This is a genomic window from Streptomyces sp. NPDC008139, from assembly GCF_042957025.1.
Lineage (GTDB): Bacteria > Actinomycetota > Actinomycetes > Streptomycetales > Streptomycetaceae > Actinacidiphila.
Genome location: NZ_JBIBHM010000007.1, coordinates 329,925 through 349,895, shown reverse-complemented (window position 1 = coordinate 349,895; position 19,971 = coordinate 329,925). Strand labels below are relative to the sequence as shown.

The following is a 19,971-nucleotide window of genomic DNA, read 5'->3' as shown; positions in this document are numbered from 1 at the left end:
GGCCTTGCCGACCACAGCAACGTTTCCACCAGCCTTACAAGAGCCGCCGAACGGCCCTACGGGTGGATTGCTGGGCCTGGGCGCCGGTTCGGGGACCGACGGTCGGCTGCCCGACGAGCAAGGCCGGCAAACGGCGCCTGGCATGTCAGCGGGGCGAATCTCGCATCACCCCAGGTCAGCGCCTCGCCCCGAGAGAATTGGTAAAGCGGGGATCGTCGGTTCGAACCTGACCGGAAGCCCTTCTTTTTGCCAGAGCAGGAGCCTGGCCGCCCCACTGGGGGTTGGGCTTCCAGGGAGGTTCCGGCACGGGGCGCTGTGAGTCAGTCGGCTGTGACCCCCCAGTAGGCGACCCTCGTGGGCTTGCTGTCGTCGTAGAGGGTCGTACAGTTGCCCGCCGCGCGGTCGGGGTAGTCCAGGCGGCCGGAGGCCAGGGCGTCGGTCCACTCGGCTTCGCTGGGGCGACCGTCCGGGCACCAGGCCTGGACTTCATCGTCGGTCAGAGGGCGCATGAAGGGCCCCTCTTCGTCGTCATCGGGGGCGACCACGCGGATCTGGTCGAGGACGGATCCGGTGCCGCCGGTCATGATGTATTCCTGCCAGTCCGGGTCCTGCCAGCGCTCGGCCATCGTCATGTCGCCGAACCCGTGGTCGTCCTCGGCGAGTTCCCGCTCCTGCTCCGCCTGGAACGCCGCAGCCAGATCCGGCTGATACGCCCCGGCCCGGCTCCATCCATCGCCACCCATGTACGGACCCCGCCCTTCTCTCGTGTTCGCATCGGTCTCGCCCGAGTAGGCGGCAGTGTAGAAGCCGTCACTGACAACGCTGAGCGGGACCGGTCAGCTCGTGGTGACCTCGGCCGCGTCGCGGAAGACCAGACGGACGGGGGACTCTTCCCGGCCGGCGCGGTCCCGGCTCGGGGTGCCCTTCAGCAAGACCGGTGCCAGCGCCCGCCACACCGCTTCCACGCTCTCATCGGTGTAATCGGCGTAGTTCTCGGTGGCCAACAACCACACACCGCCCGAGCGCAGCGGCTCGACCTGGGTGAAGGCACCGCTGGCGCGCAGGGCGTCTGCGCCGCCGAGGCGGTCAACGAGTTCGCTCGCGGCGACGGTGAGCCAGGAGTAGCCGCGCAGGACCGAGCGCGAGGCGGAGATCGCTTCGTAGTAGATCGTCCAGGGGGGCCCGGTCACCGCCTCCAGCGGGGTAACCCCGGGGACGCTGTATTCGTAGGAGATCTGGCCGTACGAGGGATTCACCTCGTCGCAGAAGCCGCGCAGGAACCGAAGCCATGCCCGTTGTGTCGCAATGTCCTGGAATGCGCTCTCGGGCGCCTCGATCCAGACCCGGCACCAGCCGTCGACATCTTCCAGGATGTTCGCCTCGAAGCGGATGATCCCCTCGGAAGGAAATCCTGACGCATCCAGCAAGACGAATCCCAGATTCATCCCCACAATCCCCTTGCTGGCCTCTTTCTCCGCCCAGGCGACCGTCGACTCCTCTACCACCTTGCCCGGCTGCCGCAGGCCGTTCTTCCCCATGCGGGTGATGGAGACGAAGCCCCACTCCGCCCCCGCGGGGCCCAGGGCGAGCCCGCTCGTCAGTCTTCCCTTGGGTACCGACGCGTCTGCGGAGACGCGGCTCAGAACGTCACCGGCCAGTGCCCGGACACCGCCGATCACCCACTCAACGGCACGCCGACCGAAATCCTCAGCATCAGCAATCTCGAAATCGACTTCACATAGCACTGTGGCACCCATGGCGACGCTCAGCCACCCTTCGTCTTCCTGCCGGAGATTTTGAACCGATCATATAGAGACCCAGGACAAGCTAGCCAGCCACGCCCTGCTCAAAGCCCGCTCCGATGCCGACCACGAGCCGGGCAATGCCGTACAAGGCTGCGCCGAGTCCGCCGAGACCAACCACTGTCTGAGGGTCGGCGTGGGGCAGCAGAGATCCGCTGGGCGGAGCCACCGCCTGCGGCGCGGCCGGGACCGGCATAGGCCGCAAGGGACGGGTGGAGACCCACTTCGGCCGTTTGGAGGGCTGGCCCACAGGAACCGGTTTGGGGTTCGTGACCGGCACAGGCGTGGGATCGGGCTGGGGAGTCCGCTTTCCGCCGTTCTTCTTCCACGTGTATGTGATGATCCCAGGATTCCTGCCGTCCTGGACGGTGATGTCCTCCGATGGATTCCACAGGTTCGGCATCGGCCCAAGGGACTTGCCTAGCCGCGGCCCGACCTGAACGCGTCGACTGTCCCCGTTCGCGCGGAGCATGTCAGTAAGCTTGGCAATGTACCGCGCGAGTTGTGCCGGCCCAGCTTTTTCTGCGGTGCCTCCAAAGTGCTTCACCTCCCACACGTAGACGGTATCGTCGCTCCATTGGACAATGTCCGCCCAGCCAGAGTTTCCCTTGCCATTGGCCGATCCGCCCCGAATGAACAAGTCGTTGTCGAAGAGGTCGCCCGGGTAGCGGCTCTGGAACTCCTTGGTGGCGGCGATGACGGCGGTGTCGTGCCGTGGCCCCCATACCTTGTACCACTTCTTATCTTCCTCATCGTTCGACGGGTCAGTGGAAGTGGTCCCAGAGGTGGTGGTGCTACCGGCCTCTGGCTCTGCTGCCGACCTGTTCGGGCACGCGCCTTCGTCGCCTCCGCACTTGAGAATCATCCCGGAAGGGTCGGAGTAGACCAGTGGATTGTCGGCGCCGTAGGTGTATCCGCTCAGCGTTTGCGGTGAGGCGAGATCGAGTACCGGGTCGACGCTGATGAAGCGGCCGATGGTGGGGTCGTATTCGCGGGCACCGAGGTGGGTGAGATTGGTGGTGGCGTCGCTGGTGCCGCCGACGAAGCCCTTGGTGCCTTGCCAACCGGTCGCGGGGGCGCCACGGGTGTCGCCGAAGATGGTGGTCTTGCGGTGAACGACAGCCTGGGTGATGGCATCGATCTGAACGGTGCCGGTGCCGTTGGAGTCGCTGATCAGGAAGCTGATCCTGCCGCCTGTGCGCATGGCGATCGTTTCGCCGTTGAAGGTGTAGTAGCGGGTGCCGACCAGGGTGTTGTCGGGCTTGAGGAGCAGTTCGTTGCCGTCAGGCAGATAGAGGGTGGTGCCGGTGGCGTCTGTGACGGTGAGGCGGTTGCCGTCGGCGTCATAGGCGTACGAGGCGAGTGCGGCGTTGCCCTGATTGACCGATGACAGATGGCCTTGCGGGTCCCAGCTCAGTGTCTGCTGGGCTGAGGTGCCTAGGGTGCGTGTGGCGGTGTTGCCGGCCGCGTCGTAGGTGTAGGTGTCGGTGTGCGGCGCGGTGCCGGTCTGGGTGACCTTCGGCAGGTCGTGCGTGCCGGTGGTGGGCGGGGTGTAGGTGCGGGTGGTGTCGGCTGCCGGGCCGGAAGCTGTGGTGTGTCGGGTTTCGGTGGTGCGGTCACCTACCGCGTCATAGCCGTACGACGTCCAGTAGGCGTCCGGGCCGCCGACTGTCGTGGCGGATGAGCCCTGACCACAGTTGCTTCCGGAGTTGGCCGTCCAGGCGGTGGTGACGCGGCGAAGGGCATCGAGCGTGAAGCACTGGGCGTCGGTGACGGTGGCAGCGTCCTGGCCGGTGGTGTCGGTGACGGAGGTGACGTTCTGTGCTGCGTCGTAGGTGTAGTGGGCGTGGCTGACGCGCTGGGGCGCGGTGTCGCGGTCGGTGATCTGGTCGGTCAGAGCACCGGTGTGTTCGTCGTACTGATATGAGTTGTAGACGGTGTGGTTGAAGTCGCCGTAATCCTCGCGTGCGGTGCGACCGTAGTGGTCGTACTGAGTGCCAGCCACGATCGAGTCGGTGCCGGCGGCGAGTCCTTCGGGCAGGGCAGCGTTGTAGGTGTAAAGGGGGGTGATGTCCTCTTGGGGCAGGCCGCCCATAGCGGGTTCCCGGGTCCACTTGACCTGACCGGTGAAGTAGTACGCGGTCGTCCACTTATAGGTGTTCGCCAGACCACCGGTGCCAGGCACAGTTGCCTGCTGGATCGACGGCATGTACAGACTGCTGTACGAGGTGACTTCGCTGGTGTAGGGCTGACCGCCGATGTACTGGGTCGACTTGGCGGGCTGGCCCTTGCCTCCGGTGGCGGTGTCGTATGTCCACTCCGACAGGGTCGTGGTCGTTCCCTGATAGGTCGACGTCAGCTTGGTCTTGCGGCCGAGGTCGTCGTAGTCGGTGTGCAGTTTGTAGCCACGGGCGTCGGTGACGTCCACGGTACGGTCACCGGCGTCGTACGTGATGCTTGAGAATCCCTTGTCCGGATCGTCCGCGCTGATCTGGCGGCCACGGTTGTCATAGGTGTAAGTCCACTTCGCACCGGACGCGTCCCTGACCTGGGCCAGGTGGCCGTGCACGTCGTACGTCGACAACGTGGACTGCGAACTAGTCCGAGCGGCGTCGGTGTACTCCTTGAGTTCAGTGGTACGGCCCAAAGCGTCGACGACAGTGCTGGTGGCCGTACCGCCGACGGGCGGAACGACGGTGGTGGTGTCGCCGGAGTAGGTGGTGGTTGTCGTCTCCGCCGGATCGCCGAACTTCTTGTTGACCGTCTGCGTGACACGCCCTGCACCGTCGTAGATCGTGTCGGTCGAAGCCGGGTAGTTCAGCTCTTGCCCGGTGACCGGCACGGCCTCCGCGCTTCCGTCGGCGTAGTACGTACCCGAGGAGCGCCAGACGAACCCACGGGTGTCGTAAAGCGAATCGGCGACCAACCGTCCCGAATCGTCCGGTGAGGGTTCCTGGGTCTGGTACTGGCGCAGCATGCCGTCGTAGAAGGCGTACGACGGTTGGTAGACCTCGTTGTAGTTGAGGACCTTGGTGGTCACCACGACCGGACCGTCGTTGCGGACCGTGTAGGTGTATGTGTAGCTGGGTGTGGTGGGGTTGGCCGACTGGGGGCGGGCGGGGGTCCACACTTGGGTGACGCGGCCGAGCGCGTCGTAGGCGTTCGTCGTCACTCGGTTGTTGGCGTCGGTGACGGTGATCGGCTGGCCGCGCAGCGGATCCAGTGTGGTGGTGACCGTCTGACTGAGCGAATTGGTCACCACCGACTTGAGCGGGACTTCACCGGTCGCGGGGGTATAGGCGGTCTGTGTCACCTTGCCGTAGGCGTCGGCGGCGGACAGCACCCTGCCGTAGACGTCCACGCATAGCTGGCCTGTCTTCCCGCCGATGGTGCAGTCTTTGGGCACATTGAGCAGGGTGTCGAAGCCGGTGCCTGCGCCGTTGGTCTGCTGGGTGGTGGTGACATCGCCCTTGGTCGGCGCCGCGGTCAACGCGGTGGCACCGTCGTAGTAGGTGAGCGTATCGCCATTCAGGTCGGCCGGGAGACTGGGCGTCACGTCGCAGGTCCGGTCGACTGTGCGCGTCTCGGCGACCAGATTCATCAGCCACAGCGAGTTGTTGCGTACGTATGTCGTGGTGGTGCACGACTCGTCACCCGTCTTCGCGGTGTCCCCGCTGGACGAGACGGCTGTGATCATCCCGAGGCTGTCGAAGGTACTCGAGACCTTCGTGGTGCGCGTGCCGCCGGTGACCGGGACATGCGTCTCCTCCTCGGAGGTACCGGTGTGGTAAGCGACCAGGTCCGGCAGTCCAGTGCGGGTGCGGGTCGCAGTCGCCCCGGACCGCCACGGGGTGTATGACGTCGCGGTGACGAGCTTGGGGGCGACGTCACCGTTGTAGGTCGCGGTCTCCCGGGCCATTCCGGCGAACTGCTCGCGGTCGGTGACCGGGGCGTCCGTGGAGTCCTTGACGGCGGCGCCGTCGATGCCACGGAAGTACCGGGTCTCGCTCAGCGTCTTGGGGTCGAACCCGGATCCGGTGCGGGTCTGTACCAGGGTGTAGCCGCGCTGGACCGAATAGGTGCGGTCGTCGGACTTGGTGAACTCGTCGGTGGACTTCGCCCAGGCGGCGCCGCCGACGTAGGCGAAGGCGGTGACCTTGTCCGGGGTGGCGGCGAGGTTGTCGCCTTCGACGACCTCTGAGACCCGGTAGGAGTTAAACCAATCCAACACCGACGTCTCGCCCTCGAAGGCCCATTTGACCGGGTAGCAGGCCGTGGTGTTGGTGGCGTCGGCAGGCGGTAGCGATATGGCGCTGCAGGTGGGGTCGTCGTAGTACAGCCCGATAGTGCCGCCGGTCTCGGTGGTGATCTCCGACATCCGTAGGCGGATGAAGGGAGCGAGGCCGTCGCCAGTCTTGTCGACGCGGTTGGCCTTCTGCTCGCCGGCGAACGTCACGGGCGGCATCAGCGCGGTGAACACCCCCGAGGTGTCCTTGCTGCCCCTCGTGATCGAGTTCAGCCACAGCGGGGTGGAGATGCCGTCGCCGGCGGGCGGAAAACCCTGGCCGAGTTGCCAGGAGTCGACGTTCTTGTACACATTGCCGGTCAGGACCTGGGTGGTGACGTTGGAGAGCCGTTTCCGGGACCAGAAGCTGGGCGAGGTCTGGTCGATGGTGCATTTTGTGGCGCCGTCCTTGCAGTATTGGTCGAATGGAACGTCGGGCCAATTCGCCTTGTGCGCCGTGTCGAAGGTGCCGCAGTCGACCAAGCAGCGCTCGGCGGTGGTGAAGTTGACCTTGCCCATGGCCTTGCCGGAGTAGACGGCGTCCGAGCGCAGGCCGTAGTCGACGTGGTCGAGATAGCCGCCGCGGACGTACGGGGTGACCGTGGCGTCGCCGGTGGTGTGGTTCAGATTCCGGCCATAGTTGTTGGTCTCCTCATTCCAGTAGTAGCCCATCGCGTCGCCGTGGGTGTCCACGACGTAGTCGAGCTGCCAGCGCCACGCTTGCTGGCACCAGGCGGAGGCGAAGGAGGCGTTGTAGCAGGGCTCGCCAGCCTGGTTGCCGAACACCGGCACCGTCCAAGTGGAGTTGGTCTCAGGCGTTGCCGAACCCGTCCAGCCGGGAAGGCGGTTGAGGCCGAAGTAGTACTGGGTACCGTCGGTCGTGGTGACCTTCCAGTGCTCACCGTCGTTATCGCCGTTGCCGGTGACCTCGTCGGCGTTGGTCAGCTTTTCGATCTTCTCGCCGGAGTCGTCGGCCGGGTGCCAACCGTTCGTGGAGTCGTAGACCAACTCGGTTGACTTGCCGCCCAGCGACAGTGTCGCGTTGTTGCTGAACCAGCACAGATCACCGACCTTGGCGGTGTTGGTCCCACCGGCCTGGTCGTCGTCGCACGGCTTGTAGCGGCGCTCGATGAACCCCGGCTCATACGACCAGCCGTCACCGATCCACGACGGCTGGTTGTTCGATGCCGCCGTCCGTCCGTCCACCGACTGTGAGTTGTAGCTCATGGCCACATTCGGCTGAAGCCCACCGGGCACAGTCGGTGCCGCCATCGGATACGCCCAGGTGAAGGCGCCCGTCGAGCCGCCCGCGCTCCAGCTCCCTGAGGGCTGGAGGGAGGTCGCTTTGTATGTACCAGACGACCCCGACGCATCCGCCTCGGCGGCCAGGACAGTCGCGCCCGACGCCTGGGCGCCCACGGCGACCTGGGCGGTGAGGGTGGATGCCCGGGTGTCGTTCGTGGTCTTCACCGGGGTGGCGACTTGGCAGGCGGTCTTCTCCGGAGTGGTCAGCGCACACGCTGGAAGCTGCACCAGGCGCAAGCGGGACGTCCAGTCGCCGCCGTACGCGCCCTTGAACGAGCTGTAGTCCACCTCGACCTGCGCGGATCCCTGCGTGTCGACGCCGCCGACGGACAGGAGCAGCCCGTTGACTCCGGCCTTCTGAGTGGTGGAACGGTCCGCGACACTCACTCGGACCTTGGCCAGGTGAGTCGTTGCCGCACGCGAGTTGCCCTGGACCGCGCCGACCCGGACCGGCAGTGAACCCGCCTTGTTCAGCACGGGCACGGACCCGGCTCCTGCCGATCCGGCGACAGCCTTGGCCGTTGGCACGGTATCGCTCGACAGAGCGACGTCGGCGCTGCCCGTAGCGGGCCAGCTCACCTTGGGCGCCTTCCAGGCCGCAGCCGCCTGGTTCACGCGCTTGTCGTTCCCGCCGATCTTCACCGGCTTCACGGGTACGGCCTTCGGCTGCTTGACGCCCGGCAGTGACAGGCCTGACCGGCCGTCGGCAGCAGCTGCAGCGGGCAGCAGACCCACGGCGACAAATACCGTCACCGAAATGGACAAAGTACGCACGCCGAACCAACCCACGCCCGCCCCACCCCTCAATGCGCCCCATTGAACAAGACCGGCGGACTTTAACAGATGTTCACCAAGGATGACGAGACCCACAACGATCAGCAGGTCACCCCAAGGCTCGATAAACATGGCGCAAACACGCAGCTTGATGCGTACAACCATTCATTATTTCTGCAATAAAAGAAGCATCCACCTGCAGAGATGGAGAAAAGTACCTTTAAGTGACGAGTGGTGAGCGTATAGAGTCCCGTCGAATCATTCACCGATTAAAGGGAATCCAATGTTCCGGAAGCCCCATGGACAGCATCCGCCTGGCTATACCCGTGGTATAGCCATTACCTTGACCATGACGATGGGTATTGCCGGTTTTCTCCCTGCGGCGACGGCGGTGGCGCTGGCCCCTCGTATCGCTCCCACTACCGTGACGGACGCCGTTGACGGCGTCGACGACGGGTCAGTGTCGGACGAGGACAAGGCGTTGCAGGAGGCGCAGTCGACCGGTCAACCGGCCGAAGTGGTCTCCGCACGGACGGAGTTGTCGGACGAGTGGGCAAACCCGGACGGCACCTTCTCGGTGAAGCGGTACGGCTCACCGGTCCGTGTCTTCCGTGGCGGCGCGTGGGTGCCGACCGATCCGACGCTGGTGTTCGCCGCCGACGGGTCGGTGGTGCCGAAGGCGGCCACCGTTGTGGTGACATTCTCCGGTGGTGGGACGGGTCCGCTGCTGTCCGGTGTCAAGGACGGCCGCACTCTGACCCTGTCATGGCCAACAGCCCTGCCGGTGCCGACACTTGACGGCAACGTCGCCACGTACACCGACATCCTTCCCGGTATCGACCTCCAGCTCAAAGCCGAGGTCGAGGGCTTCTCGCAGCTCATCGTCGTCAAAACCGCACAAGCCGCGCAGAATCCGGCCTTGGCCACACTGCGGTACACCATGAGCACCATCGGCCTGTCGGTGGCCAAAGACACGGAAACCGGCAGTGTCACTGCCTCCGACCCGGCGGGGCAGACTGTCTTTACCAGCCCGACCCCGCTGATGTGGGACTCCACCACCCAGACCAGCGACGACACGACACCGTCCGGCACCGCCAAGCGCCCGAATGGTTCACGGAGCGCGACAACCGCTGAGACCGCCGATGACACCGACCCGGCGGAGTCCTTCGAGCCTCCGCCGGGCGCGCAGAACGCGCAGATGCCGACCACGGTCAGTGGCAACACGCTGACCATCACCCCGAACCAGACGCTGCTGACCGACGCCAACACCCAGTATCCGGTCTACATCGACCCGTCCTGGGCCTGGGGCGTACGGCAGAGTTGGACCCGAGTTTACAAGAAGTACCCGACGACGTCTTTCTGGAACGCCAACGAAGTAGCCCGTGTCGGCTACGAGGCCGAGACCAACGGCCTGTCCCGCTCCTTCTTCCAGTGGGACACCTCGAACATTAAGAACGCCGCCGTCATCAAGTCGACTTTCCGGATCAAGAACACCTGGTCCTGGTCGTGCCAGGACCGCGAGGTCCAGCTCTGGCAGACCGGCCCGATCTCGAAGAACACCACCTGGAACCACCAGCCAGCCAAGATCGGATCCAACGCGCTGGCCACGGTCAACGACTCCAAGGGCTGGGGCAGTTCCTGCCCTGCGGGCAACCTCGAATTCGACCTGACCGCGAAGATCAAGGACGCGGCCTCTCACGCCAACCCCAGCGTCACGCTCGGCCTGTACGCCGCCGATGAGGGCGACACCTACGGCTGGAAGAAGTTCGACCCCAAGAGCGCCGTCCTGGAGACCGAGTTCAACCATGCACCGAGCGCACCCAGCGGCCTGGGCACCAACCCCAAGTCGAACTGTGCTACCGGCACGGCGCTCGGCAACACCAGCATCAGCCTGCACGCCACTGTCAACGACCAGGACGGCGGCAATCTGACCGCCAGGTTCCAGCTCTTCAAGTCCGGTAGCAGCAGCCCAGTAGTGGACAAGTCCATTCCTGCGCTCAAGGGGAGAGTCGCCACACTGGTCCTGCCAGATTCCGATACACCAACGGGCAGTTACACCTGGATGGTGACAGCCAAGGACAACCAGGGCGCCGTCTCGCCGGCGAGCGTCACCTGCAAGTTCAGCGTGGACCGCACCAGGCCGAGCAACCCCCCGCTGATCCACTCCGACGTGTTCCCACCCGGCGACGGAGGCTGGCCGGCCAACACCGGAAAGGCCCGCAGCACGGCTGCCTTCACGATCAACCCGAACGGTGTGACCGACGCGACCTCGTACGGCTGGTACACCGACTACGATCCACAGGTGCACTACGTCGCGGTCTCCGCAGGCGCCACGGCGACCGTACAGATCGCCCCACCCGGCTTCGGCCCCCACTTCGTGTACGCCTTCACCGTCGATGCCGCGGGGAACCGCTCCGACACCGCCACGTACGTCTACTATGCGGCCGGCACTGGCGTTCGCGATGTGCCGGGCGATCTCAACGGTGATGGCAACAACGACATCTGGAGCGTCGACTCCAATGGCACACTGCTCACCTACGCCGGTCAGGGCAATGGGCAGTTCTCCGCCGCGACCAACGGCGGACAGGCGTTCGACGGTGCCCAGGTCGCCTCGCGCGGTGACTGGGGGCAGGACGGATACAACGACCTCGTCACTCTCGAACCAAGCACCGTGGACGGCACGTCCAAGGATCTGTACGTCTACCCGAACAACGGATCCGGCATCGCAACGGTTTCCGGCATGATTGAAGGCAAGCAGAAGCTACGCGTCAACTGCCCGTTTCCCGTTGAGGGCAACGGTGACGATCCAGACGGCTGTCCCACCGGAGACGACCACTGGCACGACGCCGAGCAGATCGTCGCACCCGGCGACATCAACAGCGACGGCGCTCCCGACCTGCTCGTCAAGGAAGGCACTCTGCTGTGGGCGTACTACGGCGACCGTGCCAGCAAACGCCTCGACATCCACGGCGCTCCCGTACTCGTCGGCGGCAACGACTGGAACAAGTTCACCGTCATCGCACCCGGTGACCTCAACGGCGACGGCATCCCCGACCTGCTGCTGCGCGACAATGCCACCGGTGACGTCTTCCGCACCTACGGCAGGCAGGGCGAGAATTCCGGCGTTGTGAATCCCGCGACCTGGGGCGCCACCGCATCCCGGGTGAAAATCGGCTCCGGTGTGACCGCCGCCGCCTACCCCGCCGTCGGCTCCTCCGGCGACGTCAACGGCGACGGCATCCCGGACCTGTGGGCACGTAAGACCGACAACACCATGAGCGGGTGGGCCGGGAAGAAGACCGGCACGGACTTCACCGGATTCGGGACCGCCTTCACCATCGACGGCATCACCGGCGGCACACGCATCCCCGCAGGCACCACACTCACCTCCGGGTCGACCTTCACTTCCCGCTCGGCAAAGCTCACTATGAATCCCGACGGCAACCTCATCATCACCAACAACAGCAACACCGCGGTCTGGTCGACGAAGACCGACGGCAACCCCGGAGCCACCGCCACCATGCAGGCCGACGGCAACTTCGTCGTCTACAAACCCGACGGCAGCACCGCTCTCTGGTCGACCAACACCCACCAAGCCAACAGTTACACACTGCTCCAGGACCGCGGCAATCTCATCGTCTACAACATCAAAAGCCAGTCGCTGTGGAGCAGCGGCACCACCGTCCGCCACGACTACAACGGCGACGGACGCAGCGACGTGGCCGCCTGGTACGACCTCGCCGACGGCAGCGACGCCCTGCACACCTTCACCGCCAACTCCGACGGCACGCTCGCCGCGCCGACCCTTGCCTACAGCGCACCCCCGGGCACCTGGAACGCGCCCCGAATGAAGAAGCTCACCGGCGACTTCAACGGTGACGGACTGGGCGATGTCGCCTGGCTCAGCGGATACGCCGACGGCTCCGTCAAGGTATGGACCGCTATCAATAACGGACAGGACGGATTCAAGGCACCCGTCTCCTCCTGGAGCCGTCCCCCAGGAGACTGGTACTTCGACCATGTCAACCTGCAAACAGGCGACTTCAATGGCGACGGACGCGACGACCTCGCCGCCTGGTACGACTACGGCGACGGCAGCGACGGCCTGTACACCTTCACCGCCAACGTCCAAGGCGGCTTCAACCCACCGTTCGAATCCTGGACCGCTCCCGCAGGCAACTGGTACGCCCCGAACATGAAGTTCGTCACCGGAGACTTCAACGGAGACGGACGCGACGACATCGCCGCACTCTACGGCTACGCCGACGGCCGCCTCACCATGTACAGCTTCCTCACCGCACCCACCGGCGCGTTCCAAAACCCGTTGTCGTCATGGACCAGCACCACCTGGGGCAACGCACAACGCACCTACCTCCAGGCCGGCGACTTCAACGGCGACGGCAAGGACGACGTGTCCTTCTGGTACGACTTCAACGACGGCCACGACGCCATCTACGGCCTCTACGCCCTCACCGCCAACCCCTCCGGCGGCTTCAGCGCACCCGTCCAAGCCTGGAGCGCTCCCCCCGACAACTACTACTACCCGAACATGAAACTCATCGCCGGAGACTTCAACGGAGACGGACGCGACGACATCGCCGCCATGTACGGCTACGCCGACGGCACCGTACGCATGCTCACCTGGACCACCAAAGACGACAACTCAGGCAACTTCAACGACGTCGTCCGCGGCTGGTCCAACCCACCCGGCACCTGGAACTTCGACCGAGTCACCATCCTCAACACCCATAGCTGAAGGAAGAAAACCCAACCACACCACACCAGCGGGGGGCCACCGGCACACCCGGTGCCCCCCGCCAGGGGGAGTGTCTTTTTCTTGGCTCTGTCCCCTAATCGGCGGTGCCGAAGGGGTCTGGTGCACGTTTGGCTGACAGGTCAGGTCAAGATGTCACCCGATCCTGCGGCAGACCCCCACGGTCTCGCCCCGCTGTCCGAACGGGGGCAGTGCGACGACCTGGTGTTGGACTTTGGACGAAGCCGTACGGCGATGTTTAGCCGAGCGGGATCTCGGCGATGGTGCTCCACTGGTACATCTGGTGGTCACGGTTGATGCGTATCAGAGACGCGTTGGTGACACGGGCCGTGGCGGGAGCGATGTTCGCGTTGGTGATGGCTTCAGTGAACGGCGTTGATGGGCCTGTGGTGTTGCTGTAGGCGACGGACACGTGTGGAGTGAATCCGCTGGCGGTTTCCGGGACCTCGGGAAGGACATCGCCGATCGCGGCCCGGATGACGTCCCGCAACCTCCGTACGGAGTCCGCTGGCTGGACGGGCACGAGGATCGCCTCGGGGTCCACGACCGGTGTGCCGAGGGTGACGGCGAACTGAGGTAGCACCGCAAGACGGAGCTTGGCCGCCTCGGCGATGGCGTCGACGGTGTCCTCCGGGACCTCGCCGACGAAGCCAACTCCCTGCATTGTCAAGTGGAGCCACCGGTCAGGTATGAGGTCCAGTCCACCCACGGGCGCGAGGGCCGCGCGATACTCGGCGGCGAAACGATGGACGTCCGCCTGATCGTCGAAGGTCAAGTGCCAGGTGTAGAAGGATCGGCCCTTGCGCCACCCCGGACGCCACCACCAGTGGTTGATCATTGATGCGGGTGCTGTGGTCATGACGCGTGATCCAATCAGGCCGAGTCGCCTCCTGGCGAGAGGGCAAGGCTTCTGGGCACGCTGTCCAGGCACCAGTCGGCAAGAGTTGCGCGGGCCTTGATGCTGGCCGCCCCGCGGGCACCCGGGCCACCCGCCATCATCGAGCCAAGGTCGCGCATACGGCCGATCACGGTGTCCAGACGTCGCTCGGGTGGCAGACCTAGGACCGGCTCCAGCGTGTCCGTGACCGCCTCAGGCTCCTTAAGACCTACATATGCCATGGCCTGGCTGATGCTGGTCTGCGCCTCCGTGCCGTATACCCGCACCCGCTGTGCTTGAAGGTGTCCCAGGGCCATATCGGCCTGGATTAGCGCCTCGCTGTAGGAGCCGATACGGAGAAGTGCCGCGGCGGCGTACTGCTCCTGGCGGCCGATCGAGCAGGACAACAGGCCGCCGATCTCGTCCCCGCCCACGATCGATTCACGGGCCGCTTCTGCGCCGCGCAAAGCGGCCTGCGTCTCATCGATTGCGCCAAGGCGGCTCCAGGCGTCGGCTTCTTGGCAGGCGAGCAACGCCTGCACCGTGCCAGGCGGGTTGTACGAGGCACCGCGGCGGGCATGGTTGATGGCGTCGCGGTACCGACCGTCCCAGAACGCGATCTTCGAGCGAGTCGACGCCGTCCACGCCCTCAATCCGTTGTGCCCGACTGTCTCGCCGCACAACATCGCGGTACGGCCGTGGGTATCAGCGGCGGCCAAGTGTCCCAGGTCGCTGGACATCCACGCCATTAGACCGCACACGTATCCGGCACACACATACAAGTCCGCAGCCTGTCGGGGCCGCTGGTGACCCTCCAGGAGCCGGAAGATCTTGTCACGCAGGGCCCGAGTGCGGGTGAAAACGTCGACTGCGTCGCCGACGAGGTAGTCGGCCGCGAGAGCACGTACGTCGGCTTGGATTTGTTCCAGAGCGTACTGCCCAACGTTGGTGTTCTCGGCCCACGCTGCCCATGCCGCGCTCTCCTCTGCGGCACGCCGCACAGCGACGGCGCCGGCCGGAAGCTCGGGCACGGTCCGTGCCGAAGGCTCGGGCCGAGGCGGTGCGGATGGTTGTGGGTTGGACGGACCGCGTGCGACCGTCGCCGACGGCATCATCCTCCGGTCCTCACAGTCCAGCAGTTCCGGCACGTCGCACTCATAGACTGCAGCCATCAGGCCCAGTACGGCGTTCGAGGGCTTGCGCCCGGCCGTGAGCGGCCACTTCTCCCACTTGCCGAGGAGGGAGGCGTCCGCCGCGACGGCGTCAGGTCGTCCGACGCCCACGGTGTTTATACAGTCCGCGGCTTCTTGGAGGCTCCAGCCGTGGGCGTGCCGCCACGCCTCACGGGGCCGGAACGCGAATCGTGTCCGCATCTCGGTTGCGATGTCTGAGCGGGTACAACCGGCGGCGAGCATCTCGTGACGGAGCGCGTCGCGTTGGCCTTTGTTTCCCGTTACGCAGTACAACACGCCGATCGGCGTATTGGCTCAGACGTAAAATGTCCTCGACCGGGTGCCCGTAGGCGCGACGAGCTAGGGCGTCGTACTCGTGCCATAGGACGTCGTCGGCTTCGGCGAAGACCAGCGATGGAACGACCATGTGAACGCGCTCCGTTCCAACCCACTGAATCACAAGCCGAAGCGTCGCACATCGTGACACCCCCAACGGCACAGAGCACCGACGCTGAATCGACATCAATGTCGCACCGCACAGCGGGATATGAGCTGCCCCGAAGAAGCGTTCCGAACAGCGTCAGTCGTTCGGAACGAACCATTCGCATAGGCAGGAGGCCCCATGTCGGGCTACATCGAAGATCGCTGGCTCAAGAAGCGGCCGAGCAAGGTGACCGGCAAGCGCGAGCGCACGTCCATGTGGGGCAAGGGCATGCGCTACCGAGTCAAGGGAATAACCGGCATACAGGACAGGTCCTTCGAGACAAGTACGGACGCCAAGACCTGGCTGGCCACAGCCTCGTCAGAAACCAGGCGCGGCGAGTTCGTCGATCCCCGAGACGGCGAGATCACCCTCGCCGAGTACATAGAAGTCCACTGGTGGCCGAGCCGGACAGACGAGCCCTCGACCGCAGCCCCAATGCGCAGCCGCATCTGGAACCACATCATCCCTCTCCTGGGCTCCTTGGCTCTTCGGGACATTGACGCTTCGGCTCTGCGCACGTTCAAGGCGGAACTCCTCTCTCGGGTCGAGGTGTCGACGGCGGAGGTCATCTGGATACATCTGACGATGATCTTCAATGCCGCTGTCGACGACAAGCGGCTTCTCAAAAGTCCGACGGCGGCCAATCGCACGATCAAGCGACCCAAGCCCGCCCAGCGCAAAGCCAAAGCGTGGACCCGTCACATCGTTGAAGCGGTCCGCGACAACTTGCAGGAGCGCTACCACTTCGCCATTGACGTCGGGTTGGGCCTGGGCCTACGCCAAGGAGAGGCATTTGGGCTGGCAGAGGAGGACTTCGACTTCGAGGCTGGCGTCGTGCCTGTGCGGCGCCAACTTCGATGGGATACCAAAGGCCGTCCCTACTTCTGCCTCCCCAAGGGGCAAAAGACTCGTGACGTTCCCCTCTCCCCCACCCTGGCGCAGCGCGCCCGCGCTCACTTCCGACGCTTTCCACCCGTTGAATGCGCTCTCCCTTGGAGGAACCCCGAGGAGCCGAGTACTCCTCTCGAAAAGCGGCAGAGGCAGCCGGTCACCGTACGGCTCGTCTTGACCACCTCTCACGGCTTGCGTATCAACTACAGGACGTGGAGCGAGCGGAGTTGGAAGCCCGCGCTCGCTGACGCTGGAATCCTTCGCAAGATCGGAGAGAAGGTCGTAAAGCACGGGGCGCGCATCCGACGCCACCCGGTCTTCGACCTCTCCCGCTCCGATATGTTCCACGTCCTGCGACACACCTACGCAAGCGTGCAGTTGGAAGCCGGAGAGTCCATCGTCAGCCTCTCCGCCTGGCTCGGACACTCCTCACCGAAGGTCACCCTCGACCACTACGCTCACTTCATGCCCGGTGCGGGCAAGCGCGGGCTCGCCGCGATGGACGCCTGGCTGATTCGTGGGGAAGGGCCAAAAGTCCCTGAGAAGTCCCTGACGCTGAAACGGATCACTCATCAGCTGCTGAAGCCGCAGGTCACAGCCGCTGCAATGTTCGGCACCGACATGAAGGTCAAGTACAAGGAAACCGCCCGCGGCGGCCTCGCCGTCAACGTCATCGAGTGCTGACCGTCCGTCCCACCAGGGCATCGGCAGGCGGACGCCGCCCTGCCGGGCGGACTCCAGGGCGATGGCACCGCTGAATCCGGGTCAGCGGCGGCGGAGGGAGGGGTCGAGGAGGGCGGGCGGGGTGTCGAACTTCTCCTGGGGGGCGAGGTCGGTGCCGGGCGGGACGATGGCGTCGAGGGCGTCCAGGACGTCGGCGGAGAGCACGGTGTCGGCGGCGGCGAGCTGCGAGTGCAGGTGGTCCAGGGTGCGGGGGCCGATGATCGCGCTGGTCACGGCGGGGTGCGCGGTGACGAAGCCGAGCGCGAGCTGGATCATCGTCAGGCCGGCGTCGTCGGCGACCCGGACGATCCGCTCGACGGCGTCGAGCCTGGCCCGGTTGGACGGGACGGTCAGGTCGAAGCGCTCCGGGAGGTGGGCGGAGCGGTTGGTGGTGATGTCGCGGCCCTCGCGGACCGCGCCCGACAGCCAGCCGGAGGCCAGCGGGCTCCAGGCCAGCACGCCGAGCCCGTACTCCTCGGTCACCGGCAGGACATGGGTCTCGATGCCGCGCTGGAGGATCGAGTAACTGGGCTGCTCGGTGACGTATCGGGCCAGGTGCTGCTCGCGCGCGGCCCACTGCGCCTGCACGATGCGGTACGCGGGGAAGGTCGAGGAGCCGAAGTAGCGGATCTTTCCCGCGCGTTGGAGGTCGGTGAGGGCCGACAGCGTCTCCTCGTCGCTGGTGCGCGGGTCCCAGCGGTGCATCTGGTAGAGGTCCACGTGGTCGACGCCGAGGCGGCGCAGGCTGTTGTCCAGTTCGGTGACCAGCCAACGGCGCGAGCTGCCCCGGTGGTTGCGCTCGTCGTCCATCGGCATGGTCGCCTTCGTGGCCAGCACGATGTCGTCACGGCGCCCGGCGATGGCCTTGCCGACCATCTCCTCCGAGTCGCCGTGCCCGTACATGTCGGCGGTGTCGATGACGTTGATCCCGGCTTCGAGGGCGGCGTCCACGATGGCGGTGGCCTCGTCCTGCGTGGTGCGGCCGATCGCGCCGAAGTTCATCGCGCCCAGCGCGAGGGTGCTGACCTGCACGCCGGTGCGGCCCAAAGTGCGGTACTGCATGAGTGGATTCCTCCGTGCTCTGGCATCATGAGATAAACGGAACATCGTTCCGCCACAAACGACGATACGGAACGACGTTCCGGATAGCAAGCGCGACTGCCGGGGACACGGGACGGAGGACGGTGCGGTGAACGACGGAGAAGGCGGCGCGGGCGCGGGGGACGGCGCGGGCGCGGGGGGCGGCCCGGACATGGGGGGCGGCGCGGGCGCGCGAGGCGATGCGGACGGCAGGGGCGGCGCGGGCGCGCGAGGCGATGCGGACGGCAGGGGCGGCGCGGCGGGCGGCGCGGGCGCGGCCCCCCGGCCCAGGCGTGCGGACGCCCGGCGCAACAAGGAGGCCCTGCTCGACGCGGCGGCGGCCGTCTTCGTGACGTCAGGCGTCGAGGCGCCGGTACGGGACATCGCCGCCGAGGCGGGCGTCGGCACCGGCACGATCTACCGGCACTTCCCGACCCGCGCCGACCTCATCATCGCCGTCTACCGGCACCAGGTCGACGCCTGCGCCGAGGCCGGTCCCACGCTGCTGGCGGCCGACCCGTCCCCGTACGCCGCCCTCGGGCAGTGGATCGACCTCTTCGTGGACTTCCTGGTCACCAAGCACGGGCTGGCGGGCGTACTGCACTCCGACGAGGCCGGGTTCGACGCGCTGCACGCGTACTTCCTCGACCGGCTCGTGCCCGTGTGCACCCGACTGCTCGACGCCGCCGTCGCCGCCGGCGAGATCCGCTCGGACGTCGAGGCGCGGGTGCTCATGCGGGGGGTCGGGAATCTCTGCATCGGGGCGGACAGCGATCCGGGGTACGACGCGCGGCGCCTGGCCGGTGTCCTCGTCGCCGGGCTGCGGCTGCTGCCGTAACGGTTCCCGCCGCCGCTCTCAGCCCCGGACCGCCCGAAGCCTCACGTCCCCGTCCGAAGCCTCACGCCCCGTTACGCCCCCGCCGGAAGGCGGCTGTCCAGCGCCCGGATGAACCCGGCGACGGACGCGGTCATGGCGCGCCGCCCCTCGCGGAGATAGACGCGGGGGTCGGTGATGTCGTCCACGGCGAGGCGGGCGCGGACGGCGCCGGTCATGGCGATGTCGAGCCCGGTTCCGACGGTGACCTTGCTGATCCCCTCGGCGGCGGCGAGGCCGAGTTCACCGGCGGTGGCGCCCGCCGTGTCGCGCAGGACGAGGGGCACGTCGAGGGCGGTACGCAGCCGGGCCAGCAGTCGGCGGTCCGGGCGCGCGCCGAGCGGGACGGTCAGGGCGTCGACCCCCGTCGCGGCGACGAAAGCGCGGGCCGCGTCCGGGTCGCCGCCCGGCTCGGGACCGGTCGCCGCGCCCGCGGGGACGGCCGCCGCGTCGGCCTCGATCCACAGATTCTGCTCGTGCGCCCACTGCGCGGCGTCGCGCGTCACCGCTACGTTCTCCGCGTACGGCAGCCGCGCCGCGTCGTACATGATCGAGCTGAAGCCGCAGTGCGCGGCCTGGGCGAGGAGCGCCGTCCTGCGCACCCGGTCCAGATGCAGCGCGACCGGTACGGCGGCGGCCCGCGCGGTCTCCGCGGCGGCGCGGGCGAGCGGCAGCAGACGCCCGTCGTAGTACTGCACCACGCTCTCGCTGACCTGGATGATCACCGGGGAGCCGACCGACTCCGCGCCTTCGACGACGGCTTGTACGTGTTCGAGGGTGATCGCGTCGAAGGCCGCGATGGCGCGGTGCTCGACCGCTGCGGCGGTGATCAGCGCGCGGGCGGCTGCAAGAGGCATGGGTTCTCCCGACGGTGCTTGCGCGAGGATGCTTGTATTTGCACCTTACTCCGCATAATCGAACACTTTCAAG

At 66.3% G+C, this 19,971-nt stretch carries 10 protein-coding genes; 3 read left to right on the top strand and 7 right to left on the bottom strand.

The features are described 5' to 3' along the window. Nucleotides 1-320: 320 nt before the first annotated feature. The 3 genes from ACFZBB_RS17155 to ACFZBB_RS17145 all read right to left on the bottom strand — a co-directional run bounded on the left by ACFZBB_RS17155 (nucleotide 321) and on the right by ACFZBB_RS17145 (nucleotide 8,331). The gene (locus tag ACFZBB_RS17155; RefSeq protein ID WP_391122868.1) at nucleotides 321-743 is read right to left on the bottom strand and encodes a hypothetical protein; all 423 of its coding nucleotides are present in this window, start codon (nucleotides 741-743) and stop codon (nucleotides 321-323) included. 93 nt (nucleotides 744-836) lie between these two features. Then, nucleotides 837-1,757, bottom strand: a complete 921-nt coding sequence (locus ACFZBB_RS17150) for a hypothetical protein (RefSeq protein ID WP_391122865.1) — start codon at nucleotides 1,755-1,757, stop codon at nucleotides 837-839. 70 nt (nucleotides 1,758-1,827) lie between these two features. Continuing rightward, on the bottom strand, nucleotides 1,828-8,331 hold the full coding sequence (locus tag ACFZBB_RS17145) for an RHS repeat-associated core domain-containing protein (protein WP_391122862.1): 6,504 nt from the start codon (nucleotides 8,329-8,331) through the stop codon (nucleotides 1,828-1,830). A 184-nt stretch (nucleotides 8,332-8,515) separates the two neighbouring features. Between ACFZBB_RS17145 and ACFZBB_RS17140 the strand changes: the two genes are divergently transcribed. Beyond that, entirely contained in the window at nucleotides 8,516-12,922 is a 4,407-nt protein-coding gene (locus tag ACFZBB_RS17140) for an FG-GAP-like repeat-containing protein (protein ID WP_391122859.1), read from the top strand. 256 nt (nucleotides 12,923-13,178) lie between these two features. Here the strand turns inward: ACFZBB_RS17140 and ACFZBB_RS17135 are convergent, their stop codons facing one another. Both ACFZBB_RS17135 and ACFZBB_RS17130 read right to left on the bottom strand, forming a co-directional pair. Further along, nucleotides 13,179-13,715: a 2'-5' RNA ligase family protein gene (locus tag ACFZBB_RS17135; RefSeq protein ID WP_391122856.1), complete on the bottom strand. Its 537-nt coding sequence runs from the start codon at nucleotides 13,713-13,715 to the stop codon at nucleotides 13,179-13,181. A 98-nt stretch (nucleotides 13,716-13,813) separates the two neighbouring features. Next, nucleotides 13,814-14,557 (bottom strand): XRE family transcriptional regulator, encoded by a 744-nt coding sequence (locus ACFZBB_RS17130; protein WP_391122853.1) that lies wholly within the window; start codon nucleotides 14,555-14,557, stop codon nucleotides 13,814-13,816. A gap of 1,054 nt (nucleotides 14,558-15,611) precedes the next feature. Between ACFZBB_RS17130 and ACFZBB_RS17125 the strand changes: the two genes are divergently transcribed. Continuing rightward, entirely contained in the window at nucleotides 15,612-17,048 is a 1,437-nt protein-coding gene (locus ACFZBB_RS17125) for a tyrosine-type recombinase/integrase (protein WP_391122850.1), read from the top strand. A gap of 81 nt (nucleotides 17,049-17,129) precedes the next feature. Here ACFZBB_RS17125 and ACFZBB_RS17120 read toward each other — a convergent pair whose 3' ends face one another. Beyond that, entirely contained in the window at nucleotides 17,130-18,149 is a 1,020-nt protein-coding gene (locus ACFZBB_RS17120) for an aldo/keto reductase (protein WP_391122846.1), read from the bottom strand. 127 nt (nucleotides 18,150-18,276) lie between these two features. Here ACFZBB_RS17120 and ACFZBB_RS17115 point away from each other — a divergent pair, with 127 nt between their 5' ends. Continuing rightward, nucleotides 18,277-19,005: a TetR family transcriptional regulator gene (locus tag ACFZBB_RS17115; RefSeq protein ID WP_391122843.1), complete on the top strand. Its 729-nt coding sequence runs from the start codon at nucleotides 18,277-18,279 to the stop codon at nucleotides 19,003-19,005. Nucleotides 19,006-19,076: 71 nt separating this feature from the next. On the opposite strand, the gene ACFZBB_RS17110 is transcribed toward ACFZBB_RS17115, so the two are convergent. Continuing rightward, nucleotides 19,077-19,898 (bottom strand): class II fructose-bisphosphate aldolase, encoded by an 822-nt coding sequence (locus ACFZBB_RS17110; protein WP_391122840.1) that lies wholly within the window; start codon nucleotides 19,896-19,898, stop codon nucleotides 19,077-19,079. Between the last annotated feature and the right edge of the window lie 73 nt (nucleotides 19,899-19,971).